General features: G+C 70.3%; 34 protein-coding genes. 14 read left to right on the forward strand and 20 right to left on the reverse strand.

Features of this window, described 5'->3' with window-relative positions; all coding sequences use genetic code 11:
- Window positions 1-3: 3 nt before the first annotated feature.
- Entirely contained in the window at window positions 4-849 is an 846-nt protein-coding gene (locus WA670_RS26300; RefSeq protein ID WP_134665829.1) for an XRE family transcriptional regulator, read from the reverse strand.
- Between the two features lie 77 nt (window positions 850-926).
- Between WA670_RS26300 and WA670_RS26305 the strand changes: the two genes are divergently transcribed.
- Window positions 927-1,211, forward strand: coding sequence for a hypothetical protein (locus WA670_RS26305; protein WP_134665827.1), 285 nt, complete (start codon window positions 927-929; stop codon window positions 1,209-1,211).
- A 263-nt stretch (window positions 1,212-1,474) separates the two neighbouring features.
- On the opposite strand, the gene WA670_RS26310 is transcribed toward WA670_RS26305, so the two are convergent.
- A complete protein-coding gene (locus WA670_RS26310; RefSeq protein ID WP_336159181.1) occupies window positions 1,475-2,890 on the reverse strand; it encodes an APC family permease in 1,416 nt (471 codons plus the stop codon).
- Between the two features lie 171 nt (window positions 2,891-3,061).
- Between WA670_RS26310 and WA670_RS26315 the strand changes: the two genes are divergently transcribed.
- Complete coding sequence (locus tag WA670_RS26315; protein ID WP_336159232.1) at window positions 3,062-4,369, forward strand: glutamine synthetase family protein; 1,308 nt, start codon at window positions 3,062-3,064, stop codon at window positions 4,367-4,369.
- A gap of 6 nt (window positions 4,370-4,375) precedes the next feature.
- Here WA670_RS26315 and WA670_RS26320 read toward each other — a convergent pair whose 3' ends face one another.
- The 7 genes from WA670_RS26320 to WA670_RS26350 form a co-directional block, all read right to left on the reverse strand.
- Entirely contained in the window at window positions 4,376-5,035 is a 660-nt protein-coding gene (locus WA670_RS26320; RefSeq protein ID WP_037809668.1) for a peptidoglycan recognition protein family protein, read from the reverse strand.
- A gap of 48 nt (window positions 5,036-5,083) precedes the next feature.
- On the reverse strand, window positions 5,084-5,635 hold the full coding sequence (locus WA670_RS26325) for a Uma2 family endonuclease (protein ID WP_037809666.1): 552 nt from the start codon (window positions 5,633-5,635) through the stop codon (window positions 5,084-5,086).
- A gap of 135 nt (window positions 5,636-5,770) precedes the next feature.
- Window positions 5,771-6,562, reverse strand: a complete 792-nt coding sequence (gene trpA, locus WA670_RS26330) for a tryptophan synthase subunit alpha (RefSeq protein ID WP_275291490.1) — start codon at window positions 6,560-6,562, stop codon at window positions 5,771-5,773.
- Window positions 6,559-7,776 (reverse strand): tryptophan synthase subunit beta, encoded by a 1,218-nt coding sequence (trpB, locus tag WA670_RS26335; RefSeq protein ID WP_439098609.1) that lies wholly within the window; start codon window positions 7,774-7,776, stop codon window positions 6,559-6,561. The genes trpA and trpB overlap by 4 nt, the downstream gene beginning before the upstream one ends.
- Window positions 7,773-8,582 carry an indole-3-glycerol phosphate synthase TrpC gene (trpC, locus tag WA670_RS26340; RefSeq protein WP_043828938.1) on the reverse strand — a complete coding sequence of 270 codons (810 nt, stop codon included), beginning with the start codon at window positions 8,580-8,582 and terminating at the stop codon, window positions 7,773-7,775. Before trpC ends, trpB begins: the two co-directional genes overlap by 4 nt.
- A gap of 120 nt (window positions 8,583-8,702) precedes the next feature.
- Entirely contained in the window at window positions 8,703-9,221 is a 519-nt protein-coding gene (locus WA670_RS26345; protein WP_336159233.1) for a Trp biosynthesis-associated membrane protein, read from the reverse strand.
- A 109-nt stretch (window positions 9,222-9,330) separates the two neighbouring features.
- Window positions 9,331-10,893: an anthranilate synthase component I gene (locus WA670_RS26350; protein ID WP_037809658.1), complete on the reverse strand. Its 1,563-nt coding sequence runs from the start codon at window positions 10,891-10,893 to the stop codon at window positions 9,331-9,333.
- A gap of 96 nt (window positions 10,894-10,989) precedes the next feature.
- Here WA670_RS26350 and WA670_RS26355 point away from each other — a divergent pair, with 96 nt between their 5' ends.
- Window positions 10,990-11,595, forward strand: coding sequence for a TetR/AcrR family transcriptional regulator (locus WA670_RS26355; RefSeq protein WP_037809657.1), 606 nt, complete (start codon window positions 10,990-10,992; stop codon window positions 11,593-11,595).
- Here the strand turns inward: WA670_RS26355 and WA670_RS26360 are convergent.
- The 3 genes from WA670_RS26360 to hisF are packed head-to-tail and all read right to left on the reverse strand — an operon-like array spanning window position 11,592 to window position 13,080.
- Window positions 11,592-11,954, reverse strand: coding sequence for a DUF1304 domain-containing protein (locus WA670_RS26360; RefSeq protein WP_037809656.1), 363 nt, complete (start codon window positions 11,952-11,954; stop codon window positions 11,592-11,594). The genes WA670_RS26355 and WA670_RS26360 overlap by 4 nt on opposite strands.
- Window positions 11,954-12,310: a phosphoribosyl-AMP cyclohydrolase gene (gene hisI / locus WA670_RS26365; RefSeq protein ID WP_037809655.1), complete on the reverse strand. Its 357-nt coding sequence runs from the start codon at window positions 12,308-12,310 to the stop codon at window positions 11,954-11,956. The genes WA670_RS26360 and hisI overlap by 1 nt, the downstream gene beginning before the upstream one ends.
- Complete coding sequence (gene hisF, locus WA670_RS26370) at window positions 12,307-13,080, reverse strand: imidazole glycerol phosphate synthase subunit HisF (RefSeq protein WP_037809653.1); 774 nt, start codon at window positions 13,078-13,080, stop codon at window positions 12,307-12,309. Before hisF ends, hisI begins: the two co-directional genes overlap by 4 nt.
- Window positions 13,081-13,178: 98 nt before the next feature.
- On the opposite strand from hisF, the gene WA670_RS26375 reads away from it, so the two are divergent.
- From WA670_RS26375 to WA670_RS26390, 4 genes are read left to right on the forward strand one after another with little or no spacing between them, the layout of a single operon-like run.
- Entirely contained in the window at window positions 13,179-13,694 is a 516-nt protein-coding gene (locus WA670_RS26375) for a SigE family RNA polymerase sigma factor (RefSeq protein WP_037809651.1), read from the forward strand.
- Entirely contained in the window at window positions 13,691-14,659 is a 969-nt protein-coding gene (locus WA670_RS26380; protein ID WP_336159184.1) for a hypothetical protein, read from the forward strand. Before WA670_RS26375 ends, WA670_RS26380 begins: the two co-directional genes overlap by 4 nt.
- A gap of 16 nt (window positions 14,660-14,675) precedes the next feature.
- Complete coding sequence (locus WA670_RS26385; RefSeq protein WP_134730357.1) at window positions 14,676-15,110, forward strand: hypothetical protein; 435 nt, start codon at window positions 14,676-14,678, stop codon at window positions 15,108-15,110.
- A gap of 19 nt (window positions 15,111-15,129) precedes the next feature.
- Window positions 15,130-15,513, forward strand: coding sequence for a PPOX class F420-dependent oxidoreductase (locus WA670_RS26390; RefSeq protein ID WP_043828930.1), 384 nt, complete (start codon window positions 15,130-15,132; stop codon window positions 15,511-15,513).
- Between the two features lies 1 nt (window position 15,514).
- On the opposite strand, the gene WA670_RS26395 is transcribed toward WA670_RS26390, so the two are convergent.
- Window positions 15,515-15,859 carry a DUF1330 domain-containing protein gene (locus tag WA670_RS26395; RefSeq protein WP_336159185.1) on the reverse strand — a complete coding sequence of 115 codons (345 nt, stop codon included), beginning with the start codon at window positions 15,857-15,859 and terminating at the stop codon, window positions 15,515-15,517.
- An 86-nt stretch (window positions 15,860-15,945) separates the two neighbouring features.
- Window positions 15,946-16,872, reverse strand: a complete 927-nt coding sequence (locus tag WA670_RS26400; RefSeq protein ID WP_336159187.1) for a helix-turn-helix transcriptional regulator — start codon at window positions 16,870-16,872, stop codon at window positions 15,946-15,948.
- Window positions 16,873-16,960: 88 nt separating this feature from the next.
- Between WA670_RS26400 and WA670_RS26405 the strand changes: the two genes are divergently transcribed.
- Complete coding sequence (locus WA670_RS26405) at window positions 16,961-17,386, forward strand: VOC family protein (protein ID WP_336159188.1); 426 nt, start codon at window positions 16,961-16,963, stop codon at window positions 17,384-17,386.
- Window positions 17,383-17,709: a YdeI/OmpD-associated family protein gene (locus WA670_RS26410; protein WP_238607666.1), complete on the forward strand. Its 327-nt coding sequence runs from the start codon at window positions 17,383-17,385 to the stop codon at window positions 17,707-17,709. The genes WA670_RS26405 and WA670_RS26410 overlap by 4 nt, the downstream gene beginning before the upstream one ends.
- Before the next feature lie 29 nt (window positions 17,710-17,738).
- Here WA670_RS26410 and priA read toward each other — a convergent pair whose 3' ends face one another.
- Entirely contained in the window at window positions 17,739-18,470 is a 732-nt protein-coding gene (priA, locus tag WA670_RS26415) for a bifunctional 1-(5-phosphoribosyl)-5-((5-phosphoribosylamino)methylideneamino)imidazole-4-carboxamide isomerase/phosphoribosylanthranilate isomerase PriA (protein WP_037370068.1), read from the reverse strand.
- A 145-nt stretch (window positions 18,471-18,615) separates the two neighbouring features.
- Window positions 18,616-19,239, reverse strand: coding sequence for an imidazole glycerol phosphate synthase subunit HisH (gene hisH / locus WA670_RS26420; RefSeq protein WP_134730385.1), 624 nt, complete (start codon window positions 19,237-19,239; stop codon window positions 18,616-18,618).
- A gap of 130 nt (window positions 19,240-19,369) precedes the next feature.
- Between hisH and WA670_RS26425 the strand changes: the two genes are divergently transcribed.
- On the forward strand, window positions 19,370-19,555 hold the full coding sequence (locus WA670_RS26425) for a hypothetical protein (protein ID WP_037809637.1): 186 nt from the start codon (window positions 19,370-19,372) through the stop codon (window positions 19,553-19,555).
- Between the two features lie 33 nt (window positions 19,556-19,588).
- On the opposite strand, the gene WA670_RS26430 is transcribed toward WA670_RS26425, so the two are convergent.
- Complete coding sequence (locus tag WA670_RS26430; RefSeq protein ID WP_134730369.1) at window positions 19,589-20,479, reverse strand: transketolase family protein; 891 nt, start codon at window positions 20,477-20,479, stop codon at window positions 19,589-19,591.
- Window positions 20,479-21,177, reverse strand: a complete 699-nt coding sequence (locus WA670_RS26435) for a thiamine pyrophosphate-dependent enzyme (RefSeq protein ID WP_037810078.1) — start codon at window positions 21,175-21,177, stop codon at window positions 20,479-20,481. The genes WA670_RS26430 and WA670_RS26435 overlap by 1 nt, the downstream gene beginning before the upstream one ends.
- A gap of 54 nt (window positions 21,178-21,231) precedes the next feature.
- Here WA670_RS26435 and soxR point away from each other — a divergent pair, with 54 nt between their 5' ends.
- The 3 genes from soxR to WA670_RS26450 are packed head-to-tail and all read left to right on the forward strand — an operon-like array spanning window position 21,232 to window position 22,542.
- Window positions 21,232-21,693, forward strand: coding sequence for a redox-sensitive transcriptional activator SoxR (gene soxR / locus WA670_RS26440; protein WP_037809633.1), 462 nt, complete (start codon window positions 21,232-21,234; stop codon window positions 21,691-21,693).
- A 46-nt stretch (window positions 21,694-21,739) separates the two neighbouring features.
- Window positions 21,740-22,288: an RNA 2'-phosphotransferase gene (locus WA670_RS26445; RefSeq protein ID WP_336159190.1), complete on the forward strand. Its 549-nt coding sequence runs from the start codon at window positions 21,740-21,742 to the stop codon at window positions 22,286-22,288.
- 35 nt (window positions 22,289-22,323) lie between these two features.
- A complete protein-coding gene (locus WA670_RS26450; protein WP_037809631.1) occupies window positions 22,324-22,542 on the forward strand; it encodes a hypothetical protein in 219 nt (72 codons plus the stop codon).
- A 63-nt stretch (window positions 22,543-22,605) separates the two neighbouring features.
- Here WA670_RS26450 and WA670_RS26455 read toward each other — a convergent pair whose 3' ends face one another.
- Both WA670_RS26455 and WA670_RS26460 read right to left on the reverse strand, forming a co-directional pair.
- Complete coding sequence (locus WA670_RS26455) at window positions 22,606-23,421, reverse strand: class I SAM-dependent methyltransferase (protein WP_238607671.1); 816 nt, start codon at window positions 23,419-23,421, stop codon at window positions 22,606-22,608.
- Between the two features lie 64 nt (window positions 23,422-23,485).
- A complete protein-coding gene (locus WA670_RS26460) occupies window positions 23,486-24,064 on the reverse strand; it encodes a TetR/AcrR family transcriptional regulator (RefSeq protein WP_037809627.1) in 579 nt (192 codons plus the stop codon).
- Between the two features lie 195 nt (window positions 24,065-24,259).
- On the opposite strand from WA670_RS26460, the gene WA670_RS26465 reads away from it, so the two are divergent.
- The gene (locus tag WA670_RS26465; RefSeq protein ID WP_336159192.1) at window positions 24,260-26,443 is read left to right on the forward strand and encodes an MMPL family transporter; all 2,184 of its coding nucleotides are present in this window, start codon (window positions 24,260-24,262) and stop codon (window positions 26,441-26,443) included.
- The last annotated feature ends 7 nt before the right edge of the window (window positions 26,444-26,450 follow it).

Raw genomic sequence — 26,450 nt, forward strand, 5'->3', positions numbered from 1 at the left:
TCCCTAAACGACGCGGCGTGCGGTCCGCAGCAGCTCGTCCATGAACCTACGGAAGCCGCGGTGGAGTGCGCCATGCGGCGACCCGGTGATCTTGTACATCGGCGACGTGTGCCCCTCGTGGCTGTTGCCGAACGCCGACACGAACAACGTCGAGTCCAGGCCGATCACCCGCCACGTCGGCAACACGTCATAGGTGTGCGCCTCGACTTCCGCCCCGTCGTCGGCGAGGTCGTGCAGCAGTTCGATCGACAGCCGGATTCCGGCGGAGAAGCTGCCCCATTTCTCGCCGATCTCAGCAGCGCGACGCTCCGCCGCCTCTCCGTCGGGATCGAGCAGGAGCACCCGCACGGACGCCGCGCGTTGCCGGACGTGGGTGCGCAACAGCGAGTCGTTCATGCCGAGGATGCCGAGCCCGCGCACGGCCAGCACATCGACTTCGGTTGCTTCGCCGGCTCTCTGCTCGATCTCCGGCCGCGCCCTGGACTGCGAGGGGAACACAGCCAGGATCTCGGCCCGCCCGCTCGCACCGAGGTGGTCGAGCCCAGCCGGATGGACGGGTGCCAGGCCGAGCAGCATTCGCGCGTCGTCGGGCATCTCCAGTCCGTCAGCGATCCGTTCGAACAGCTGCAGAGCGGTCACGGTCCGGCTGCCGCGCACGATCTCCGACACGCGGCCTTGCAACAGTCCGACGGCGACAGCGATCCGGCTTTGGCTCGCGCCGGTGTAGCGCTGCACAGCTTGCAGCAATGCGCCGATGTCGCGTGCCTTCAGAGCATCCCGCACGTCGGAGCGTCGCCACGCCCAGTCCGGCAACGCCAGCGGTCCGCCTCTGGGGTTCGGCTCGGCCATCTCACGATGGTACTTCTCAAGGTGAGATACCCGCTGAGGGATGGGTCCGGCGCCGTCCGTAGTCGAACGTTGAGATCATGACCAAGCGAACAGGGCGCGTGCGAGCCGAGGAAATACGCACTCATGCGACGCACACGTCGGATCTGGCGTTGCGAGTGCACGCTGACCCGACCGCCGCGTTCCGGCGGACAGTGCATCGCTACGGGAAACAAGAGTTGGCCGACCCGTCTGTTCGGTGGCTGATCCCATGGTGCTCGGTCGATGACGCCTACCCGGAGCGCCACGAACGCGACGAACTCGCCTCGACCGGATTCGCCGGTGTCGAATGGTGCAGCGGTTGCACCGGGCTGGATACGCAATGAGCGCGGCGAGGCCCCGGCTCCGAAGCCGTGGTTACCAGCGCCGCTATCACCCCGAGGACCAAACCGGCATCAATCCCTTGTATCTGTTCACCAATTGGTTGCGCCAGGAACCGGGCTTCGCCCGCCCAGGTCCGCCTCGCCCGCCGACACAGATACGCCTCGCATGCAAAGGGTGCCGTGCCACCGCAACGCCGACAGACAACAAGTGCCACGAGTGCGGCGAACGCTTCTAGCGCAACGACCAGACCCGGCACTGCTCAGGGTCATGCCTCTCCTTCAGCGAGCCTCTCCCCCACCCTACGGGCGAATCCGGGCGCCAACGCCACCACAACGACAGCCAGCACCAGCACCCCGCCCGCTACCACCGGGAACCAGCGCGGCGGGCCTTCGGTCGGGTACGGCACGACGTTGACGTACACGGTGTAGCCGAGCAGCACCAGTGCACCAATCGGGAACACCAGATGCCACCACGGCACGCGCATCCGTCGCCGCACGAACAGCAGCAGGATCGCGCCGACTGTGGTGAGCAGGTAGATCACCAGCAACAGCAGGGTTCCGATGGATCCGGCCCAGGAGAAGGTGTCGTCCGCGGTCGCGCCGAAGAACACCGCGCACACCAGGATGATCAGCGCCGCCGCGAGTGCGACCGCGGTTACCGCGACGGCGGGGATGCCCTTGGCGGAGATCCGGCCGATGCCGCGGCCGTCGAAGGCGTCGCGGCCGAGGGCGAACAGCAGGCGTGAGCCGCCGACCACGCAGGCCAGGCAGCAGCCGAACGCGCTGATCGCGGCGCCCGCGCTGATGACATCGCCGACCCACGGGCCGACGAAGCGGCTGCCCAGGTCGCCCAGCAGCGACGGGGAGTCGTGGAACGCGGTGGCGTTGCCGCCGAAGGCCATCATCTCGACGGCGGTCACGAGGACGAAGTAGGCGCCGCCGAAGATGGCCGTGCCGAGGATCGCACGCGGGATGTTGCGGCGCGGGTCTCGGGTTTCCTCGCCGAGCGTCGCGGCGGCCTCGAAACCGGCGAACGACAGGAAACCGAACACCGCGCCGAGGAAAATGCCGGAGATTCCGGTGTCCGGCACGAAAACCTGGAGGGTGAACCGGCCGCTGGGGGCGTCGCCCGCGATCAAGCGGACCAGGATGACCACGGTGACCAGCAGGATGAGCGCGATGGTCGCGCCCTCGACGGCGAGCAGCGTGCTGGTGCCGCGGCGGGCCGGGGCGACCGCGAGCAGCCAGCTGCCGATCAGCGCGACCGCGGTCAGCACGAACGGCCCCCACGACGGCGGATGCGGCCAGATCCCGACCTGCGTCAGGAACGCCGTGCCCAGCACGCCCGCGGCGGAACTTGTGACCACCGCGTAGAAGGTGTACGTGCCGAGAAGCCCGATCCCGGACACCACGCCCGCACGCGGCCCGAGGGTCGCGCCGACGAAGGCGTAGACGGATCCGGCGTGCTGGTAGTGCCGGCAGAGCTGGACGAAGCCGTACGCGACCAGCAGCACTCCCGCCGCCGAAAGCAGGAACGCCAGCGGCACCGCGCGTCCGGCGGCCGCGGCTGTTTGCTGTGGATTGATGTTCGCGGCCATGCTGGGTGCCATGAGCGCGACGGACAACCCGACGGCCTGCCAGACTGACAGGGTGCGCCGCAATTCGGGACGGTCTCCGGACACGGATGCGCTCCTTTCCCCGCGGAGTACACAGTGAACATCCGAGGCGGCGCGGACAACCAGCGCCGACTGGCTGAACCTCGTCCGGTATCGAAGGAGCGCGCCTTGCCGTCCACCCCCTCGCACCTCGACCGCGACCGGCTCGCGGAACTCGGCGCTGCCGCCGCCGGCCGGATGAAGGAAGCGGGCGTCGAGCTCGTCGCGTTGAGTTTCGTGGACAACTCCGGGATCTCGCGGGTCAAAGCCGTGCCGGTGGCGAGGCTGGCGACGGTCGCGGCGTGGGGCGTCGGCGCGTCCAATTCGTTCGACTTCTTCCTCGGCACCGACAGCATCGCGAACGGCGAGCACTCCCTCGGCCCGGTCGGTGACCTGCGGCTGCATCCCGACCTCGACGCGCTCACCGTCCTCGCCGCCCAACCCGGCTGGGCGTGGGCCCCGGCGTGGCGGTACGACCAGGACGGACAGCCGCACCCGCAGGACACGCGCGCGCTCGCCGCGACCGCCGTGGCCCAGCTCGCCGACCGCGGGCTGACCGCGCGGATGGCGTTCGAACTGGAGTGGATCGCGACCGACGCGGACGGGGTCCCGCTGCCCGGTCCGGCTTACGGATACTCCCGGTTGAGCGCGAACCACGAGTACCTGCGCGCTCTTGTGTCCACTTTGGAGCGTTGCGGGGTGACGGTGGAGCAGATCCACCCAGAGTACGCGGCGGGCCAGTTCGAGCTGTCGATCGCGGCGACGGATCCCTTGCGCGCAGCCGATTTAGCCGTGCTGACAAGGGAAACCGTGCGAACGGTGACCGCCGCGCACGGGTTGCGCGCGTCGTTCACGCCGAAGTTCGAACCCGGCGGCGTCGGCAATGGCGGGCACGTGCACTTGAGTCTTTGGGACGGCGACCGGAATCTGTGCGCGGGCGGGACCGGCGCGTTCGGGTTGACCTCGACCGCGGAATCCTTCGGTGCGGGGATTTTCCGCCGATTGCCCGCGTTGCTGGCGGTGGGCGCGCCGTCGGTGGTCAGCTATCTGCGACTGGAACCGCACCACTGGGCAGGTGTGTTTACCGCGTGGGGATTGGAAAACCGCGAAGCACCGCTGCGGCTGATCCGCGGCGCGGCCGGACAGCGCGACACGGCGGCAAATCTGGAAGTCAAGTGCTTCGACCTCACCGCGAACCCGTATCTGGTGGTGGCTGGCCTGCTTTTCTCCGGACTGGCTGGGATCGACGCCGAGGCACGCCTGCCGGAACCAGTCAGCGTGGATCCAGGCTCGCTCTCCCCTGCTGACGCCGCCGCGGCCGGAGTCGCCCGGTTGCCGAAGTCGTTGTCGGAGGCGGTCGACGCGTTCGAGGCCGACGAGGTGCTGCGGACGGCGTTCGGACCCCAGCTGGCCACCACGTTGGCGGACGTGCGCCGCGCCGAGGTGGCCGAGCTGGGATCGCTGGAGCCCGCGGAATTGTGCCGGGCAATGCGTTTCCTGCACTGAACCCGCTCAGCGAAGCAAGGCCGCCACCCGGGACTGCAGCTCCGGCAGCATCGCGTACAGCTTGTCGCCCGGGCAGTCCGTGTTGTAGAAGTCGCGGTGTCCCTTGATTTCCTTCACCGGGATGCCGTACTGGCGGCACACGTACGCCACGAACACGACCAGCGAATCGAACTGCGCCTTCGGCGGGGCGACCTGCATGTAGGTGCCCTCGTTCTCGATGCCGATCGCGTTGTCGTTCTGGCCGGGGCAATGCGCCGCGCGGACGATCTTTTTGCCGCTGCGCAACGCGTCCAGGCTGCCGTGGCGGCCTTCGAGACGGTAGCCGCCGCGGGAGACCGTGAAGTGCTGGCCGGTGTCGGACCAGCCGTTGTTGTCGATGTGGTCAGCCTGGTCGTCGCGCGCGACCTGGAACGCGTGCTCGAGCGAGTAGTCGGTGCTGTTGGGGCAGTCGATGTGGTGGATGAGCACGCGGTTGGCGGGATGGTCGAGCGTGGTGAGCGGATCCGCGGGCGGGCGCGCACCCCATTCGGCACAGCTGTAGATGCGCGGCGCGTCGGCGGCGTCCGCGAGACCGGGCAGCACGAGCCCCGCCGCCGCGGCAGCGCTCACGCCGGCCGCCCCGCGCAGGAACGTCCTCCGGGGAACTTGTCCGATGTCGAAAGCCATGCGCCGCACTGTGCGCGGACGGCGTACACGATGCGTACAACTGGCCGCTCAAGCCCGCAGATCCAGCTCCGCGGGAAACGGTTCCGCCAGGGTGAGCACCCCGCCTTCGCTCTTCGCGTGCGGCAGGTAGTCGCCGTCGGAAAGCGCGTAGACGGTGGCGGCTTCCTGCTCCGGATCGACGAGCAGGTAGTAGGGGATGAGGGCTTCGGCGTAGAGGGCTTTCTTGAAGATCCGGTCCTGCACCCTGGTGGAGGGCGATTCGATCTCCGCGGCCAGCAACACCTCGGACGCCGGGTACCAGGTCGTCGCGACGTCCGGGCAGGTGACGATCACGAAGTCCGGGATCAGCAGCCGAGTTTCGCCGCAACGGACATTGACTCCGGGGAGCAGTTCAAGATCGTCCGGCAGCTTCGGCACCATCGCCAGCTGGAGCCGCTGTAGCAACCGCTGGTGCAATGAGGTCGGGGCGGGGCTCATGAGGAGCGCCCCGTCAACCGCCTCGATCCGGGTGCCGAGAAGCTGTTCTTCCGGCAGCGCAAGCACTTCCGAAAGCCACGGAGCAGCAGGTTGGCCGGTGTCGTGCTCAGCAGGTGCTGACATGCGAAGTCACCTCCACCCGCGCTTGATCTCTCGTGCCAAGTCCAGTCTGCCATAGCCGTCGCACTCCCCCTCGATTCTTCTGCATACCGAGAGAGTACGAACGACCACCGACAGTTTCCGGCGACCGACCCGCGATCAGGCCGGAGCGACCGCCTCGCGCACGCCCTTCGCCAGCTCCGCGGCGAGCTTCGCCACGCCGTCCGGACCGTCCGCCGCGGCTGTGACCAGTGCGGATCCGACGATCACCGCGTCCGCGAACCCGGCCACCTGCGCGGCCTGCTCGCGCGACCGGACCCCGAGGCCGACGCCGATCGGCAGCTCCGTGTGCGCACGGGTTCGCCGCACCAGGTCCTCCGCGTGCACACCCACCGCGTCGCGGGCGCCGGTCACGCCCATCACCGCGGTCGCGTACACGAAGCCCGACGAGGCCGCCGTGGTTTTCGCCAGGCGCTCCTCCGACGACGACGGCGCGACCAGGAAGATCCGGTCCAAGCCGTGCTCCTGAGACGCGGCCATCCACTCGTCCGCCTCGTCCGGGATCAGGTCCGGCGTGATCAGGCCCAGCCCACCAGCCGACGCCAGGTCGCGCGCGAACGCGTCGACTCCGTAGCGGTGCACCGGGTTCCAGTACGTCATCACCACCGCGCGACCGCCGCGCGCGGACACCGATTCCACGACCTCGAACAGCTGCTTCAGCCGGAATCCGCTGGCGAGCGCCGACTCGGCGGCCGCCTGGATGGTGGGGCCGTCCATGACCGGGTCGGAGTACGGGACGCCGACCTCGACCAGGTCCGCTCCGCCGTCGATGGTCGCGGCCAGCAGGTCCTTCGACCCGTCCACGGAGGGGAATCCGGCGGGCAGGTAGCCGACCAGCGCGGCCCGGTGTTCCGCCCGCGTCGCCGCGAACAGCTCGTCGAGGCCGCTCACTTGCCCTCCCCGTCCACGAGCCCGAACCACTGGGCCGCGGTGTCCATGTCCTTGTCGCCCCGGCCCGACAGGTTGACCACGATCAGCCCGTCCGGGCCCAGCTCGCGGCCCAGTTCCAGGGCCCCGGCCAGCGCGTGCGCCGATTCGATCGCCGGGATGATGCCCTCGGTGCGCGACAGCAGCCGGAAGGCGTCCATCGCGGCCGCGTCGGTGACCGGGCGGTACTCGGCGCGGCCGGAGTCCTTGAGCCACGCGTGCTCCGGGCCGACGCCCGGGTAGTCCAGGCCCGCCGAGATCGAATGCGATTCGACCGTCTGGCCGTCCTCGTCCTGCAGCAGGTACGACATCGCGCCGTGCAGGTTGCCCGGGCTGCCCTTGGTGAGCGTCGCGCCGTGCCGGTTGCCCTCGATGCCCTCGCCGCCCGGCTCGAGGCCGACCAGCCGCACCGACGGGTCGTCGTAGAAGCCGGAGAAGATGCCGATGGCGTTGGACCCGCCGCCGACGCACGCCGCGACGACGTCCGGCAGCCTGCCCGCCTTCTCCAGGATTTGCGCCCGCGCCTCCTCGCCGATGACGTGGTGGAAGTTGCGCACCATCATCGGGAACGGCGACGGACCGGCGGCGGTGCCGAAGAGGTAGTGCGTGGTGTCGGCGTTGGTGACCCAGTCGCGCAGCGCCTCGTTGATCGCGTCCTTGAGCGTGCGCGACCCGGTCTTCACCGGGATGACCTCGGCGCCGAGCAGCTTCATCCGCGCCACGTTCAGCGACTGCCGCTCGGTGTCGACCTCGCCCATGTACACGACGCAGTCCAGGCCCAGCAGCGCGCACGCGGTGGCCGTGGCGACGCCGTGCTGGCCCGCGCCGGTCTCCGCGATGACGCGCTTCTTGCCCATCCGCACGGTGAGCAGTGCCTGACCCAGCACGTTGTTGATCTTGTGCGAACCGGTGTGGTTGAGGTCCTCGCGCTTGAGGAACACCCGCGCGCCGCCGGCGTGCTCGCCGAACCGCTTGGCCTCGGTGAGCAGCGACGGACGGCCCGCGTACTCGGTGAGCAGCCGGTTCAGCTCATTGGTGAACGCCGGGTCGTGACGGGCCTTCTCGTACTCCGCCGCGACCTCGTCGACCACGCCGATCAGCGCTTCCGGCATGAACCGGCCGCCGTACGGGCCGTAGTAGCCGCGCTCGTCCGGGTCGTGCTTGCTTCGTTCGGTCACCGCGAGGGCCTCGGGCAGGCGGGGTGCGAACCGGCGGTGACGAGCTTGACGACCGCGCCCTTCGGGTCTCCGGAGGCGACCAGGCCCTCGCCGACGAGCACCGCGTCCGCGCCGTGGCCGGCGTACGACATCAGGTCGCCCGGGCCGCGGACGCCGGACTCGGCGACCTTGAACACGTCCATCGGCAGGCCGGGCGCGAGGCGGGAGAACACGTCGCGGTCCACTTCGAGGGTGTGCAGGTTGCGCGCGTTGACGCCGATGACCTTCGCGCCCGCTTCGAGCGCGCGGTCGGCCTCCTCGGCGTTGTGGATCTCCACGAGCGCGGTCATGCCGAGCGATTCGACGCGGTCGAGCAGCGCGGCGAGCGCGTTCTGCTCCAGCGCGGCGACGATCAGCAGCACCATGTCCGCGCCGTGCAGCCGGGCCTCGTGCACCTGGTACGGGCTGACGATGAAGTCCTTGCGCAGCACGGGAATGTCGACCGCGGCGCGGACCGCGTCGAGGTCGGCGAGCGAGCCGCCGAAGCGGCGCTGCTCGGTGAGCACGCTGATCACGCGCGCGCCGGCGTCCTCGTAGTCGCGGGCCAGCGCGGCCGGGTCGGGAATCGTCGCCAGCTCGCCCTTGGACGGGCTGCGCCGCTTCACCTCGGCGATGACGCCGATGCCGGATTCGCGCAGCGCGGACATCACGTCACGCGGCGGGACGGCCTTGGCCGCCCTTGCCTTCAGTTCGTCGAACGGCAGCGCGGATTCCCGCTGCGCGAGGTCCTCGCGCACGCCGGCGACGATGTCTTCGAGCACGCTCATCGGACGCCCCTACTCGCTGCCGCACTCCTGGGTCCACTCGCAAGCTCGCTCACAAAAACCTTCCCCTTCCCGCCGAAACGATGCTAACCCCCGCTCGATGACCGGCCGGTTCCGGGTTGCTCAGCGCCGCGTATCCGGCGGATCGGTCGGGTCGTCCCCCTCCGACAACGCCTCCCACAGCTCGGTGTCCGGATCCTTGCGCGCCGCCTTGGCTCCCGGCGCGGCGTAACGGGCCCCGAGCTTCCGCGCGGCTCCCGCCCACTTGATCGCTGCCAACCCGCCGAGCGCGACGAGAATTCCGCCGAGCACGGCGATCAGGTGGCCGAGCACGATTTCCGTGCCCGGCAGCCCGGGTGCGAAGCCGCCGAACTTGATCCCGTCGACGCCGTTCCAGACGCCCGCCGCACCGGCGAGCACCAACACGATCCCGAGCGCCCGGCGCAGCCAGCCGCCGGTCGCGACCGCCCCGGCGACGCCCGCGAGCGCCAGAAGCGCCAGCGGCACGAGCGCGGTGGCGCGCTGTTCGCCCGGTTCGGTGTACAGGACGGTGCCGCGCACGCCCTCGTCGCGGAATTCGGCGAACCACACCATCCGGGACGCTCCCCACAGCGCCAGCGCGCCGAGCAGGAGAGCGAGAATGATCGTCCACAGTGGACGCTTCGCCTTCGCCCCGTTCGCGGGCCGGGCTTCCGGGCCCACCACTTCCGCCTCGGCGCCGCCGCGCCGTGGTTCCGCCTCGCCGGACTGCTCAGACACCGGCCGCGTCCTCAGCCGGGTCCAGTTCCCCCGCCGGGATCATCGTGCCCGCCGCGGCGATCGCGGACAGCACGGTGCGGGCCTTGTTGAGCGATTCGGTGTCCTCGTAGTCCGGGACCGAGTCCGCGACCACGCCGCCGCCGGCCTGGACGTACGCGGTCCCGTCGCGCATCAGCGCGGTGCGGATGGCGATCGCCGTGTCCGCGTCGCCGGCGAAGTCCAGGTAGCCGACCACGCCGCCGTACAGCGCGCGGCGCACCGGTTCCAGCTCCTCGATCAGCTGCATCGCCCGGACCTTGGGCGCGCCGGAAAGGGTGCCCGCCGGGAAGCAGGCCGCGACCGCGTCGAACGCCGTGGCGTCGTCCTTCAGCTCGCCGGTCACCGTGGACACGATGTGCATGACGTGGCTGTAGCGCTCGATCTGGAAGAAGTCGACCACGTGCACGGTGCCCGGCTTGCAGACCTTGCCGAGGTCGTTGCGGCCGAGGTCGACGAGCATCAGGTGCTCGGCGCGTTCCTTCTCGTCCGCGAGCAGGTCCTTGGCCAGCTGCGCGTCCTCCTCCGGATCCGCGCCCCGCCAGCGGGTGCCCGCGATGGGATGCGTGGTGGCGCGGCCGTCGCGGACGGTCACCAGCGATTCCGGGCTCGAGCCGACGATGTCGAAGCCCTCCAGCCGCAGCAGGTACATGTACGGGCTCGGGTTGGAGGTGCGCAGGACGCGGTACACGTCGAGCGCGTCGGCCCCGGTCTCGATCTCGAATCGTTGCGACGGCACGACCTGGAACGCTTCGCCGGCCTTGATCGCCTCGACCGCCTTGTCGACCGCCGCGTGGAAGTCTTCCTTGCTGCGGTGGCGGCGGAATTCCGGCGCGGGACGGTCGAACGTCGCGACCGTGGGCGGCGCGGGCACCCGCAGCTGCTCGGTCATCGCGGACAGCCGGGCCAGCGCGTCGTCGTAGGCGGCGTCCACGCGTTCGGCCGAGTCGTCCCAGTTGACCGCGTTGGCGATCAGCGTGACGGTGCCCTCGTGGTGGTCGAACGCGGCGAGGTCGGTGGCGAGCAGCATGGTCAGCTCGGGGATGTCGAGGTCCCGTTCGGCCAGCTCGGGCAGCTTTTCCAGCCAGCGCACGGAATCGTAGCCGAGGTAGCCGACCATCCCGCCGGTCAGCGGGGGCAGGCCGGGAAGCGGTTCGGTGTGCAGCGCCTCGACGGTCGCGCGCAGCACCTGCAGCGGGTCGCCCTCGGTGGGCAGGTTGTCCGGCGGGGTGCCGGTCCAGACCGCCTTGCCGTCGCGCACGGTCAGCGCGGCCGGGCTGCGCACGCCGACGAACGACCAGCGCGACCACGATTTCCCGTTCTCGGCCGATTCGAAGAGGAACGTGCCGGGCCGGTCGGCGGCGAGCTTCCGGTAAATCCCCAGCGGGGTCTCACCGTCGGCGAGCACCCGGCGCACCACGGGGATCACGCGGCGGCTCTCGGCCAGCGCGCGGAACTCGGCGCGGGACGGGCTGACCGGGCCGGGCCCGGCCGTGGACGTGGCTGCTGAGCTGACCATGCGCCTCATTGTGCCGCTACGCCCGGGTGCGCCGGTCAGCGGGCTCTCAATTCAATGACTGTTGAATTCGAGGCGGCGACCGGTCAAGATGGTCCGGTGAGCACCGAAGACACTACCGCGCGCCGCCGCGGCCGCCGCCCCGCTGGTCAGGACACCCGCGCGGTGCTGCTCGAAGCGGCCCGCGCGGTGTTCGCCGAGAACGGCTACGAACGCGCGACGGTCCGCTCGATCGCCGCGCGCGCCGGCGTCGACGCGGCCATGGTCAACCACTGGTTCGGCGGCAAGGAGGGCCTGTTCGCGCAAGCGGTGCTGAAGCTGCCGTTCGAACCTGCGGAGCTGGTCACGGTCCTGCGCGCCGGCCCGGTCGAGGAACTGGGCACCCGGATCGTGCACACGTTCCTGACCCGCTGGGACGGCGTCGGCGGCGACACGTTCCAGGCGCTGATCCGCAGCATCGCCAGCCACGAGGCAGCGAGCACCGTGCTGCGCGAGTTCTTCTCCGGGTTTTTCACCGGGCTGCTGAGCGACCTCGGCGGCGACCGTCAGGAGCTGCGGGTGGCGTTGTGCGCTTCGCAGCTGGTGGGGGTCGGGTTGATCCGGTACGTGGCGCGGTTCCCGCCGATGGTGGAGGCGGAGGTGGACACGCTGGTCACGGCGGTGGCGCCGACGTTGCAGCGTTATCTCACCGGGAACATCGACTAGCGCGACAGCAGCAGGAAAACCAGCGCCAGCACGCCGGGCAGCACCTGCACGAACAGGATCCGCTTCGACGCCGTCGCGGCCCCGTACAGACCGGCGACGATCACGCACGCCAAGCCGTACAGCTTCAGCTGGAAACCCGCCGGGTCGGCCGCGATCAGGCCCCAGATCAGCGCGGCGGCGAGGAATCCGTTGTACAGCCCCTGGTTCGCTGCCAAAGTCTTGCTCTCGCGGGCGAATTCCTCGGTGGTGCCGAACGCCGCGCGCGCCCGCGGCGTGGTCCACAGGGCCATCTCCAGCACCACGATGTACAGGTGGATCAGGGCGACGAGCCCGATCAGCACGTTCGCGACGACGGCCATCACGCGTTCTCGTCCGCGAGCAGCAGCCGGTCGTCGGTGTCGAAGCACGTGTGCGTGCCGGTGTGGCAGGCCGGGCCGGTCTGGTCCACGCGCAGCAGCACCGTGTCGCCGTCGCAGTCGATGCGGACTTCGCGGACGTGCTGGACGTGGCCCGAGGTCTCGCCCTTCACCCACAGTTCCTGCCTGCTGCGCGACCAGTACGTGCCGCGGCGCGTGGTGAGCGTGGATTCCAGCGCGTCGTCGTTCATCCAGGCCATCATCAGCACGTCGGACGTCGCGTGGTCCACCACGACCGCGGCGATCAGCCCGTCCGCGTTGCGCTTGATCCGGGCGGAAAGTTCCGGCGAAAGGCTCATCGCACGACCACCCCTCCGGTGCGCAGCGCGCCCTTCACGTCGCCGATCGTCAACTGTCCGAAGTGGAATACGCTCGCCGCGAGCACCGCGTCCGCGCCCGCTTGCACGGCGGGCAGGAAGTGCTCAGTCGCGCCCGCGCCGCCGCTGGCGATCACCGGGACCCGCACCGCCTTGCGGACCAGATCGATCAGTTCGAGGTCGAAGCCGGTTTTGGTGCCGTCCGCGTCCATCGAGTTGAGCAGGATCTCGCCCACGCCGAGTTCTTCGCCGCGCGCGGCCCACTCCACCGCGTCGATGCCGGTGCCGCGCCGGCCGCCGTGCGTGGTGACCTCGAAGCCGGACGCGGTCGGTTCGCTGCCTTCGGGCACTCGGCGGGCGTCGACGGACAGCACGACGCACTGCGCCCCGAACCGGCGCGACGCCTCGCGCAGCAGCTCCGGGCGGGCGATCGCGGCCGTGTTGATGCTCACCTTGTCCGCGCCGGTGCGCAGCAGCCGGTTGACGTCGTCGGTGGAGCGCACGCCGCCGCCGACGGTGAGCGGGATGAAGACCTGCTCGGCGGTGCGGCGGACCACGTCGAAGGTGGTTTCGCGGTCGCCGGAGGACGCGGTGACGTCGAGGAAGGTCAGCTCGTCGGCGCCTTCGGCGTCGTACCGGCGCGCGAGCTCCACCGGGTCGCCCGCGTCGCGCAGGTCGGCGAAGTTGACGCCCTTCACGACCCGGCCCGCGTCGACGTCGAGACAGGGAATCACCCGAACCGCCACAGCCATGCCCACCAGCCTAGTCGGCCGCCCGGGCGAGCCCGCCGCGACGGCTTCGTCACTAATTTGCGGATCCGAAGCATCAAAACCGCCCCCTCGCGCGTCTGATGATCGTGACCACCGGTTTCGACGATTTCGTGGCGGAACGCCTCGACGGGCTGCTGCGCTACGCGACCGTCCTCGCCGACGACCCGCATCTGGCGCAGGACATCGTCCAGGACGTGCTCCTGCGCGCGCAGCAGCGCTGGTCGAAGATCGAATCGCCGCCCACCTACGTCCGCCGGATGATCACCAACGAGTACCTGTCGTGGCGCCGCCGCGCCGCCCGCCGCGTGGTCCCGTCGAACCACACGGTGCTCGACGCGCTCGGGCCGCCGACCGCCGATCCCAGCACCGCCTACGACGAACGCGACGAAATGCTCGCCCTGCTGGCCACGCTGCCGCGGAAACAGCGCGCCGCGGTCGTCCTGCGCTACTACGAGAACTACACCGACGCCGAGATCGCGGATTTCCTCCGCTGCGGCGTCTCGACCGTGCGCAGCCAGATCTCGCGCGCGCTGGCGACGCTGCGCGCCGGAATGCCCTCGTTGCCGGCCGCCCTCACCACCGGAGCAGGAGAATGACCCCCTCGAACGAGACCGAGACGCTGGTGCGCGACAGCCTCGAACGGCTCGCCGAGCGGGCACCGGACGGCAACCAGGTGCTCAACGCGCTCGCCCAGGCCCGGCAACGCCGACGCCGTCCTCGCCTCGCGCTGGCCGCCGCGGCCTCCGCCGTGATCGCGGTCGCCGCCGGGGTGCCGCTGGTGGTCGAAACGGTCGCCGAAGCGCCCGCGCAGCTCACGCCCGCCGCCGGACGACCGGTGCTCGCGTACACGCCGGGCTGGCTGCCGGACGGTTTCACCGAGCAGTACCGCTCGGGCGGGCCGGGAACGACCGCGCAGGTGCGGCAATGGCAGTCCGGCGCGAGCCGGGTGGAACTCGCGGCGCACTCGACGGCCGATCCGGAATGGGCGCAGACCGCACTGCGCATCTCGGCGGTGAAGGACCAGGTCGTGGTGCACGGCCGGATCGCCATGGTGACCGGCCCGAGCGACACGATCGCCACGCTGACCTGGATGCCGGACAACCGCTACGTGCTGACCGCCAAGGTGGAAGGCGTCCCGGACGCGCGCGAGGCGGCCCAGCAAGTAGCCGATTCCGTGACCGTCGAACCAGTCCGGGTCCGCGGCGAGGCGCGCTTCGGACCGCTGCCCGCCGGTCTGCACGAAGAGGCCACGACCGTTCGCGGCACCAGTTCCGACAACGCGACGACCGTGCTCGACGCGAGCGGCCCGAGCGGCAAGGTGCGCGCGACGATCAGCGGCGGCTCCCCGGCGCTCAGCGGGTCCGGGCCGGTGCAGGTGCGCGGCCTCCCCGGCGCTTACGTGCCCGCCTCCGGACCGGCCGACGCGCAGGTCACCGTGCGATTGTCGACCGGGCGATGGCTGACCGTTTCCGGCCGCTTGCCGCGCGAGCAGCTGGTCGCGGTGGCGGACGGGATCGTGCTCGATTCGGCACCGGAATACGGATGGCTGGGAACCCGCTGACCGCTACCGTGAAGCCATGTCCGAACTGGGGGAGTCTCGGAGCACGCTTTCGCGAGTGGCGTACGCCGTCGGGCTCGGGGCCGCGATCATCGCCGTTCTGGTGGCCTGGTGCGTCGGAGCCAACTATCTCGCCCAGCTCACTGCGAGCGAACAGCTGACCTGCCGGTTGCGCCAGCTCGTGCCGTGGTCCGGCCTGGGCGTGACGCTGTGGCAGGTCAGTTCGCTCTTGCTCTTTCTGCTCGCCGGAGCCGGGATTTCCGCGCTCCTGGGGCGAATCGGGAGCCGAAAGGCGGCGCTCGGCGTCTGCGCGGCCGTGGTCGTGCTGTTCACCTGGGGCTATGTGGCGGCGACGCACGTGGTGATGGAGAAGGTGGCCGGCCACGGCACCTCGGTCGCCGTGCCGACGACGCCCGGCTCGCCGCAGCCCGCCGACCGCTGCCAAGGACTGTGACGCCGTCTACCGTAGGGCTATGTCCGAACTGGAGCGTCTCGGCGCCGAGAAATACGTCGTGCTGACCACTTTCCGCCGCGACGGCCGCGCAGTCCCGACCCCGGTGTGGGCCTCCCGCGACGGCGACGAGCTGGTCCTGTTCTCCGAACGCAACGCGGGCAAGGTCAAACGCATCCGCAACAACGGCGACGTCCGGCTGCAAGCCTGCGACGTCCGCGGCCGCCGAGTGCACGGCGCCGAAGTCAGCGGCACCGCCCGGCTCCTCGACGCCGCCGACAGCGACCGCATCCGCGGGGTCATCGCCCGCGACTACGGCCTCGTCGGACGCGTGACCATGTTCTTCAGCCGCCTCCGCGGCGGGCCCGAGCGGACGATCGGGATCGCGATCAAAATCGCCGAGTAAGTCACCGGGCCTCTTCACGGAGCCGGGCGCCCATCGCGGCCGAATCGTGGTTCGGTCCGCAGCCCTCCACCAGGATCACGTCACCCACCAAGTGGTCGGTGCGCAGGTGCAGGATCTTGCGGTAGTCCGCCGACGCGTACCACTGCTCGGCGGCGGCGAAGTCCGGGAATTCGAGCACCACGGTCGCGCCCGGCCAGGTGCCTTCCAGTACGCGGGTCTCCCCGCCGTGGACCAGGAACCGGCCCTCGAACGGATCGAGCGTCGCCTGGATCAGTTCCATGTACTCGTAGACCTCGGGGTCCACGGTTCCCGGCTGGCGCAGGTGGGCGATGGCGTAGGCGGTCATGTCCGGCTCCTTGGCTCGATTCCGTTGTCTGCCAAGCAATCCTGTCCGTTCCCGGGAATGGAGTCGATTACCTCGCGGGTAATCGTTCAGCCGCCGTAACGGGCGGTCAGCTCGCGGCCGATGCGGGCGAGTTCGGCGCGCACCGAGTCCGGTTCCACCACCTCGACCAGGTCTCCCCATCCGGCCAGTTGCTCCGCGATCGAACGCACCCAGTGCGCCGCCACCTTCACGCGTACCCGGCCGTCCTGCTCCCCGAGCACCTCGCAATGCCGCCCGAAATGTGACCGCAGCACGGACAAGTACCGCGCGTCGATCAGCACCGTGGCCGACACGAGCGAACGCCGTTGCTCCATCTCCTCCACAACCCTGGCCCACTGTTCGCGGAGATCGAAGTCATCCGGCCGCTGCGAAGGCAGGTCTGTAGTCGTCGCCGCCGACATCCGGTCGACGCGGAAAGTCCGCTGTCCCGCAGGGGTTCCGGCGATGAGATACCAGACGCCGTCCTTGTCGGCGAGGCCGTACGGATCCACTAAGCGGTCCTTGCCGCTGTAGTCGAACCGCACCTTGCGCCGCTGCACCACCGCCTGCTGGAGGGATTGAACGAGCGCGGGCGGTTCGCGATCCCGCTCGCCCCACCCCGTCGGATCGGACACGACAGCCCGCGCGGCAGCTTCGGCGTCGGCCCGGAACGTCGCGGGCAGCGCGCGGACAAGCTTGCGCAGCGCGGACGACAGTTCCGGACCGCCGGACGCCGCCGGTCCCAGCATCAAGAACAACGCCTGGGACTCGGCCGCGGTCAGCCCGCTGAGGTCGGTGCGCGCCCCGCCGACCAGCGACCATCCGCCGCCGCGTCCGGGCTGCGGATAGACCGGGATCCCGGCCGCCGACAACGCCTCCAGGTCGCGGCGGGCCGTGGCCACGGAGATCTCCAGGTCCTCGGCCAGTTCGGCAGCGGTCACCCGGCCGCGGGCCTGAAGCAGCAGGACGGCAGCGACGAGACGGTCAGCGCGCATGGTTGGGATTCTCTCCCTAAAAGTGCTCAGAAGATGAGCACTTTGGCGGAGAAGCTAGTCCCACAACCGAGCAGACAAGGACTCAGAGATGCTTCGAGGACTCAGCACCGTCACCTTCTACTCCCCCGACTTCGACGCGGCGAAGCGCTGGTACACCGACCTTTTCGGCGTCGCGCCATACATGGACACCCCGGCGTACCTGGAGTGGCGCATCGGCGATTACCAGCACGAATTCGGCATCATCCACAGCTCGTACGCCACCAGCGAACTGTCCCGGACCGCCGATCTCGCCACCGTCGGACAGCCTGCCGGCGCGGTCGTGTTCTGGCACGTCGAGGACGTCCCCGCAACGCTGGAGCGGGTCATCGCGATGGGCGCGAAGGTCCACGACGCCCCGCGCGACCGCGGCACCGGGTTCATCACCGCGTCAGTGATCGACCCGTGGGGCAACGTCCTCGGCCTGATGTACAACCCGCACTACGTCTCGGTCCGCGAAACGCTGGTGCGGGCATGACGATCTTCGCCGACGCCGCGGCGTGGCGGAACTGGCTGGCCGAGCACCACGATTCCGCCACCGAAGTCTGGGTGGTGCTGGCGAAGAAGGGCGCGCCCGGCCTCACCTACGAGCAGGCGCTGCGAGAAGCGCTCTGCTACGGCTGGATCGACGGCCTGACCCGCCGCCGCGACGACTCGACCTACACCCAGCGGTACACGCCGCGACGGCCGAAAAGCCCGTGGTCGCCGCGAAATCTCGCCCGGGCCGAGCTGCTCCGGCAGGAGGGCCGGATGCGCCCGGCCGGGCAGCTCGCGCTCGACCGGGCCGCGATTCCGGCGTGATTTCCGGTGCTCGCCGACGATTCCCGCGGTCAGCGGACCGCGGCGAGGGCTTCCGGGAGAGTGAAAGCGCCCGCGTACAGCGCCTTCCCGACGATCGAGCCTTCGACGCCGTCCGACGCCAGCCCGGCGAGCGCCCGCAGATCGTCCACACTGGACACTCCGCCGGAGGCGATCACCGGGGCGTCGGTGCGGGCGGTGACCTCGCGCAGCAGGTCCAGGTTCGGGCCGCGCAGGGTGCCGTCCTTGCTCACGTCGGTGACGACGTACCGGCTGGCCCCGTCGCGGTCGAGCCGCTCCAGGACCTCCCACAGGTCGCCGCCGTCGGACGTCCAGCCGCGCGCGGACAGCCGGTGCCCGGCCTCGGTGATCCGCACGTCGAGGCCGATCGCGACGCGGTCGCCGTATTCGGAGACGACCTTCGCCGTCCAGTCCGGGTCCTCGAGCGCGGCGGTGCCGAGGTTGACCCGGCGCGCGCCGGTGGCGAGCGCCGCCTCGAGCGACGCGTCGTCGCGGATGCCGCCGGACAGCTCCACCTGCACGTCGAGCCGCTTGACGACGTCGGCGAGCAGTTCGCGGTTGCTGCCCTTGCCGAAGGCCGCGTCGAGGTCCACGAGATGGATCCACTCGGCGCCGTCGCGCTGCCACTGCAGCGCCGCCTCGAGCGGGCTGCCGTAGGAGGTCTCGGTGCCCGCCTCGCCCTGGACGAGTCGGACCGCCTGGCCGTCGGCAACATCAACTGCGGGAAGGAGCGTGAAAGTCACGCGCACAGCCTAAGCGGCGCGGCCGGGCGCACCTTCCGGGGGATATCCGCGCGGCCGGACGGCCTCGGCGACCTGGCGATGCGGCGCACGCCACGGACCGGCGAAGTGAGCGGCGGCACAGTCGCCTCCTGACGGAAACTCCTGGCTAGGCCAGCGTGCCCAGCCAGTTGCGCAGCAGCTGCGCCCCCGCGTCCCCGGACTTCTCCGGGTGGAACTGGGTGGCCCACAGCGGTCCGTTCTCCACCGCCGCGACGAAGTCCTCGCCGTGGTTCGCCCAGGTCACCTTGGGCTGCTGCCCGGCGAGGCCGGAGTCCAGTTCCCACTTCCGCGCCGCGTAGGAGTGCACGAAATAGAACCGCTCGTCCGGGTCGATCCCGGCGAACAGCTGCGAATCGGCGGGCGCGCGGACGGTGTTCCAGCCCATGTGCGGGAGCACGTCGGCGTGCAGCCGCTCGACCGTGCCCGGCCATTCGCCGGTGCCCTCGGTCTCCTCGCCGTGCTCGACGCCGCGCGAGAACAGGATCTGCATGCCGACGCAGATGCCCAGCACCGGGCGTCCGCCCGCCAGCCGCTTGCCGATGATCCGGTGCCCGTGCACGCCCAGCAGCCCGCTCATGCACGCCGAGAACGCGCCGACGCCGGGCACCACGAGGCCGTCGGCTTCGAGCGCGGCATGCGGGTCCGCGGTGACTTCCACGTCGGCGCCCGCGCGCGCGACGGCGCGTTCGGCGGAGCGGAGGTTTCCGGAGCCGTAATCGAGGATCACCACACGAGACACGCCCCGAGCCTAGCCTCCCGGACAATTTCGTTCCGAGCCCGTTTCGTTCTCGCCCCGAACGGGTACCCACTGGGCTATGTGCGGGCGCCGCCGGTGCCCCCGGACCCGGAAAGAGGACGAAATGTCCGAGTCCGATCTGCTCTGCCGGATGTTCCAAGCATGGCGGGAAGACATCGACAGCGTGCCGTTCCCGCAGTTCAGGGAGCTGACCATCCCGCTGCAGAAGACCCGCGCGGAGATCGACCTCGCGCGCCGGTCGACCGCGCGCACGGTGAACCCCGTGCGGCGCGCCGACAGCGGCTGGTGACTGCGGGCGGTTGCCCGTTGCCGGGGTCTCTCCTCATCCGGTGAAGAATTCCTTGAGGGACAACGCGATCGAACCCGCGTCGAGCCCGTGCACGAGATCGTGGTCGGCGAGCGTGCCGTAAATCCGCACCTCGGCGTCCCGGCGGGTGCCGAGGTTCAGCAGCCGGTGCGGCCGGTCCGCGAGCGCGTCGGCGACGCAATGCGCGGAGGTTCCCTTCAGGTACGGCTCCACCAGCGCCACATCAGCCACCTCCGGCATCGCGGCACGCAGTCCTTCGGCATCGAACGGGCGCACCGTCGAGGTGTAGAGCACCGTCACGTCCATGCCCTCGGCCGCCTCCAGCACCCGGTCCAGCATCGGCCCGACCGCGATCACCACGCCGCGCGTGCCCTGGCGGATCGTCTGGAGCCCGACGCCGAGGTGCGGCTCGGAGTTCTCCTGCGCGGACAGCCGCAGGTACGTCCGGCTGTCCCCGGGCACCGAGTCGAGCAGCAGCCGCCGCGCCTCCTCGGGATGCCCGGGTACGTGCACGTACCAGCCGGGCAGGGAATCGATCAGCGCGACGTCGCCGGGAGCCTGGTGCGTGCGGCCTTCCATCGGCATGTCGTAGGAAGCGCCGTACGAAACCAGCACCGCGCCGAGGTCCTGGTGGCTGAGGTCCAGTTTGATCTGCTCGAACGCGCGCTCCACGAGGAACGCGTTGAAGGTGTGCACGATCGGCCGGAGCCCGGCGAGCGCGAGGCCGGCGCCGGTGCTCACGAGCAACTGCTCGCGGATCCCGACGTTGATCACCCGGTCCGGATGCCGTCGCGCGGCCTCGGCGAGCGACGCGGCCGAGATGTCGGCGAGGACGATCGCCACGTCCTGGTCGCGGTTGACGATTTCCTCGGCGGTGGTCAGGAAGGTGTCCCGCATGTTCGGCATCAGTGCGCGCCTTTCGGTTCCACGACGGCGACGACCGCGAGCGGCCGTCCGGGATGAGGGGTGGTGAACGCGTCGTACAGCGCTTCGTGGTCGCGGCCGGAGACCGTGCGCACGGCCCAGCCCTCGGTTTCGAAACGGCGCGCGATGCCGCCTGGCCAGCCGTGCGTCGAGGATTGGTTGTCCACGACCACCGTGGTCAGCTTGTCGAGCCCGAGCCGTGCGGCGACGACGATCGCCTCGTGGTTGGAGCCCTCGTCGAGTTCGGCGTCGCCGACCAGCGTGACGATGCGCGAGCGGAACCGGCGGGCGCGCAGGCCGAGCGCGGTGCCGACGGCGATCGGCAGGCCGTGCCCGAGCGAACCGCTGGAGATTTCGACGCCGGGCGCGCGGACGCGGTCGGGATGGTGGCCGAGCCGCGAACGCGCCGAACTCCAGCCGGCGAGTTCGTCCTCGTCCAGCCAGCCTTTCGCGACGAGCACCGCGTAGTACGCCATCGGGCCGTGCCCCTTGGACAGCAGGAACCGGTCGCGGCCCGGCTGCCGGGCGGTGTCCGGGCCGAGGTCGAGGACCCGGTCGAACAGCACCCACAGGACGTCCATTGTGGACTCCGCGGCCGCGTGGTGTTTGTCGTCGCCGGTCATCAGCGAGATCAGCCGGGGCAGGTCCGCGTAGCCCGGCTCGTGCGTCGTCGTGGTCATGGTCCCGACCATGCAACCTCGACCAAACTGAAGGTCAAGCGCTAACCTGGACTAATGACGAGGTTGGCGGACAAGCTGAGCATCGGCCAGGTCGCGGAACGCAGCGGGGTCCCGCACACGGCACTGCGCTTCTACGAGGAGCGCGGCCTGATCACGTCCGAGCGCTCGGCGGGCAACCAGCGCCGCTACGCGCGTTCGGTGCTGCGGAGGATCGCGTTCATCCGCGCCGCGCAACGGGTCGGGTTGTCGCTGGAGGACATCAGCGCGGCGTTGGAGACGCTCCCCGCCGACCACGCGCCGACGAAGGCGGACTGGGCCCGGCTGTCGCGCGAATGGCAGACCGAACTCGACGCCCGGATCGACGCGCTCCAGCGGCTGCGGGACCGGCTGACCGGATGCGTCGGCTGCGGATGCCTGTCGCTGCGCAGCTGCGGCCTGTACAACGCGGACGACGAGCTTTCCCGGTTCGGGCCCGGGGCCAGCAAGCTTCGTCCGGTGCTGGAGGGCGGCATCTGAATTCCGTTGCGCGCCAGTGCTTCGGTGTGGGTTACTGCGGGCAGAGATGAACGAGAAAAATCGAACCCGGGTGTCCAAACGGCTGTCCCGGCACCTGCGCCACGACCCCGGCGGACTCGGCCTCACCCTCTCCCCTGGCGGCTGGGTTCCGGTCGACGAGCTCCTCGCGGCACTGGCCCGAAATCGGTTCCCGGTGAGCCGCGCGGAGCTGGACGAGGTCGTCGCGAACTGCGCCAAACAGCGGTTCGCCTTCGACGAGACGGGCACGTTGATCCGCGCCAGCCAGGGACACAGCGTCCGGGTGGATCTGGAACTGGCGGACGCGCCGCCGCCGGAAATCCTCTTCCACGGCACGGCGACGCGGTTCCTGCCCTCGATCCAGGCGGAGGGATTGCGCCCGATGAAGCGGCACGCGGTGCATTTGTCGGCGACCCGCGAGACGGCGCGGAAGGTCGGATCGCGGCACGGGAAACCGGTCGTGCTCACGGTGGCGGCCGGGGAAATGGCCGCGCGCGGGCACGTGTTTCAGGTGAGCGACAACGGGGTGTGGCTGACTTCGGCGGTTCCGGCGGAGTTTCTGACGGCGCCCGAGTAGCGCATACTGAACGGGTCGCGCCCGAGGAGGTGGCCATGCCGGACTACACGATCGTCCAGTGCAGCGAAGGCCATTATTTCTCCACGATCTGGCTGCCGTTGGTGTCATTCAAGGCGATCCGGCTCGGCGACCGGCGGCTGCAGCGCTGCCCGGTGTGCCGCCGTTTCCGCTCTGTCGTCCGGGTTCCCGCGGATCAGTTGACGGCCGAGGAACTGCGCGCGGCTGAAGCGCTGAAGGACTCCCGGCTGCCGTAACCGACCGCCTCGGCGAGTTTCCCGGGGGCGGACGTTGCGGAGGTGCGTGAGCGCTCCCGCGGTTCAGCCGGCTTCGCCGACCCGGCACAGGATTTCCCCGTGCGGGATCGAGAACCAGCCGTCCGGATCGGCCGCCCACGCACGCCACGCGGCGGAGATCTCGCGGAGGTCTTCCGCGGACGCGTGTCCGCCCGCCACGGCTTGTTCGGCAATCTTGGAATCCAGGATCCGTTCCGCCCACATGCCGCCCCACCACGCGCGTTCCTCGGGCGTGGAATGACACCAGATCGAGGCGCTCGGCTTCACGTCGCGAGCGCCCGCGGCGTGCGCCCAGGCCAGCAATCGCCGTCCCGCGTCCGGCTCGGCACCGTTGCCGTGCGCGACCGCGCGGTACACCTCGAGCCAGCGGTCCAGCCGCGTATCCGCCGGCCACCAGAACGCCGCGGCGTAGTCGGTGTCGCGCGCGGCGACCACACCGCCGGGTTTCGCCAGCGCCAGCATGTGCCGCAGCGCTTCCACCGGTTCGGTCAGGTGCAGCAGCACTTGGTGCGCGTGCACGACGTCGAACCGGCCGACCGCCGGGGCCGCGGTGATGTCGGCGCGCTCGAACCGGACATTGGACACGCCTTCGCTCCGCGCGTGCGCCCGCGCCTGCTCCAGAACGGATTCCGACACGTCGATGCCGACGACCTCGCCCGGAGCCACCCGGCGGGCGAGATCCACCGTGATCGTCCCGGGCCCGCAGCCGACGTCCAGCACGCTGCACCCGGGAAGCAACTCCGGTGCGAGGTAGGCGGCCGAATTGTCGACGGTTCGCCAAACTTGCGACCGTACAACGCTTTCCGCGTGCCCCTGCCCGTAAGCGCTATCCGAAGACATGCTTCGAGGTTAGGAGCCTCGTCCCAGATACTGCAACAGGATTCTCAACAGTTGAGAAGCGGTCTCAGCAGACCCGGCGACGCGGCCTGCCCAGCAGCCGCCGCCCCACTCCGACCAACTCCTGGCGCAGCGTTTCGTCGTCGACCTCGGCCAGATCGGGCGCGCCGCCCGCCATCGCGATGCCGGTGAACGCCACGATCGCCGTCACGCGAGCGGTCACGTCCGGCTCCGGCTCCCCGGCCACGATCGAGATCAGCGCCTGTTTGAACCCTTCGACGCCGTGCCGCGATTTCGCGAGCGCCGCGTCGATGCCCGGGTCGCTGGAGAACAGCGCGACCAGCACCCGGTGCCGCACGACGAGATCGACGAAACCGTCCAGCAGATGGTCCACGCGCGCGCCGTGGCGGCGGTGCTTCGCCGCCTCGACGACCAGTTCGTCCAGTTCCCGGATGCCCGGTTCCGCGACCGCCTCGGTGATTTCCGACTTCGTCTTGAAGTGGTAGTACACCGCGGCCTTGGTGACGCCCAGCTCGTCGGCGATCATCTGCAGCGACGTGCCCTCCACGCCGTGCTCCGAGAACAGCCGCAGCGCAGTGGCGAGCAGCCTGGTCCGGGTGTCCGCGACCGGTTCGACGGTCGTCATCGCGCCCTCCTCGTCAAGCGGAGTGCGCTGCTCCGCAGCACATCATCGTACTTGCCGGGCGACTAGTCCGAAACTTGCCGTGCGGCTAGTCACATCCTAGCCGATCGGCTTGGCAGCCCCTTGCCGAACGGCTAGCTTCGAAAGGGCGATTCCCAGTGCGGAGAGCCCGCTTCGGGCGCGAAACGGAGACGACTCGTGGCACCCTTCCTGTACCGGCTCGGCAGGCTGTCGTTCCGCCGCCGGGTCCTCGTGGCGGCGGTCTGGGCGCTTGTCCTCGCGGCGGTGGGCGCGGGCGCGCTCACGCTGTCGGGCAAGCTGTCCGATTCGGTGACCATCCCCGGCACCGAATCCCAGCAGGCGATCGACCGGCTGGCCGAGCACTTCCCGCAGGCCGCGGCGGGCGGCGGCACCGCGCGCGTGGCGATCGCCGCGCCGGAGGGGCACAAGGTCACCGACCCGGCGGGGCAGGCGGCCGTCGAGTCGGTGGTGGGCAAGCTGAAGTCCGCGCCGAAGGTGGCCGCGGTGGTCGACCCGTTCCAGGCGAAGTCGGTGTCCCCCGACGGCCGGGTCGCGCTCGCGCAAGTGAGCTACCAGGTCAAGGGTTTCGAGCTCAGCGATTCCGACCGGTCCGCGCTGCTGGCGACCGGTGATCACGCGAAGCAGCTGGGATATCAGGTCGAGTACGGCGGCGACGCGGTGCAGGGCATCCCGGCGACCGGGGCCACCGAAGGGCTCGGCGTCGCGGTCGCGGCGGTCGTCCTGATCATCACGTTCGGTTCGCTGCTGGCCGCCGGGATTCCGTTGCTGACCGCGTTGATCGGGGTCGGGGTCGGGATGGCGGGCATCATGCTGGCGTCCGGTTCGATGGAGCTGAACTCCAACACTCCGGTGCTGGCGTTGATGATCGGGCTCGCGGTGGGCATCGACTACGCGCTGTTCATCGTCTCCCGTTACCGGCACGAACTGGCCGAGGGCCGCGAACCCGAGGAAGCCGCCGGCCGAGCCGTTGGCACCGCTGGTTCCGCCGTGGTGTTCGCCGGGCTGACGGTGATCATCGCGCTCGCCGGGCTGACCGTCGTCGGTATTCCGTTCCTCGGCCAGATGGGCGTCGCCGCGGCGGCGACCGTCGTGATCGCGGTGCTGATCGCGTTGACGCTGCTGCCCGCCGTGCTCGGCTTCGCCGGTGCCCGGGTCGCCAGCAGCAAGATCCGCGTGCGCCGCCGTACCGAAGGCCCGACGCATGGCGAGCGCTGGGCACGTTTCGTTGCGCGGCACCGGGTTCCGGTCCTGCTGACCGCGCTGGTCGGGCTGGCCGTGGTCGCGGTTCCCGCACTGAGCATGCAGCTCGGCCTGCCCAACGACTCCACCGCCGCGCCGGACACCACCCAGCGCAAGGCCTACGACCTGGTCAGCAAGGGCTTCGGCGAGGGCGCGAACGGACCGCTGCTGGTCGTCGTCGACACCGGCCCGAACCACAATCCGGCCGCGTTGAAGCAGGCCGCGGCGGACATCGGCAAGCTGCCGGACGTCGCCGCGGTGACGCCGCCCCGGGTCAACCCGGCCGGGGACACCGCGGTGCTCACGGTGATCCCGAAGAGCGGCCCGAGCAGCACGCAGACCGAGGACCTCGTGTCCGCGATCCGCGCGCAATCCGCGCCGTTGCAGGAAAACACCGGCGGCAGCCTCGCGGTGACCGGCCAGACCGCGGCCAACATCGACGTGTCGCAGAAGCTGTCGGACGCGATGCTGCCCTACCTCGCGCTGATCGTCGGGCTGGCGTTCCTGTTGCTGATGCTGGTGTTCCGGTCGGTCGTGGTGCCGTTGAAGGCGACGCTCGGGTTCCTGAGCTCGGTGGTCGCGACGTTCGGCGCGGTGGTCGCGGTGTTCCAGTGGGGCTGGCTGACCGACCTGCTCGGCGTCGCCTCGACCGGCCCGATCATGAGCATGCTGCCGATCCTGCTGATCGGCGTCCTGTTCGGGCTCGCGATGGACTACCAGGTGTTCCTGGTGACCCGGATGCGCGAGGAACACGTGCACGGGGCCGAGCCGCAGGAAGCGATGGTGACCGGGTTCCGGCACGGCGCGCGGGTCGTCGTGGCGGCCGCGCTGATCATGATCTCGGTGTTCGCCGGGTTCGTCCTGGCCGAGTCGACGCTGATCCAGTCGATCGGGTTCGCGCTGGCCTTCGGCGTGCTGGTGGACGCGTTCGTGATCCGGATGACCATCGTGCCCGCGGTGATGTCCCTGCTCGGCCGCGGCGCGTGGTGGCTGCCCAAGTGGCTCGACCGGATCCTGCCGAACGTCGACGTCGAAGGCGAAGGCCTCGTCCGCGAACTCGGCACCCGCGGCGACGACGAACGCGAGCTGACTCGAGTCTGAGTTTTTG

This window comes from Amycolatopsis sp. VC5-11 (genome assembly GCF_037034185.1).
Classification (GTDB): Bacteria; Actinomycetota; Actinomycetes; order Mycobacteriales; family Pseudonocardiaceae; genus Amycolatopsis; species Amycolatopsis nivea.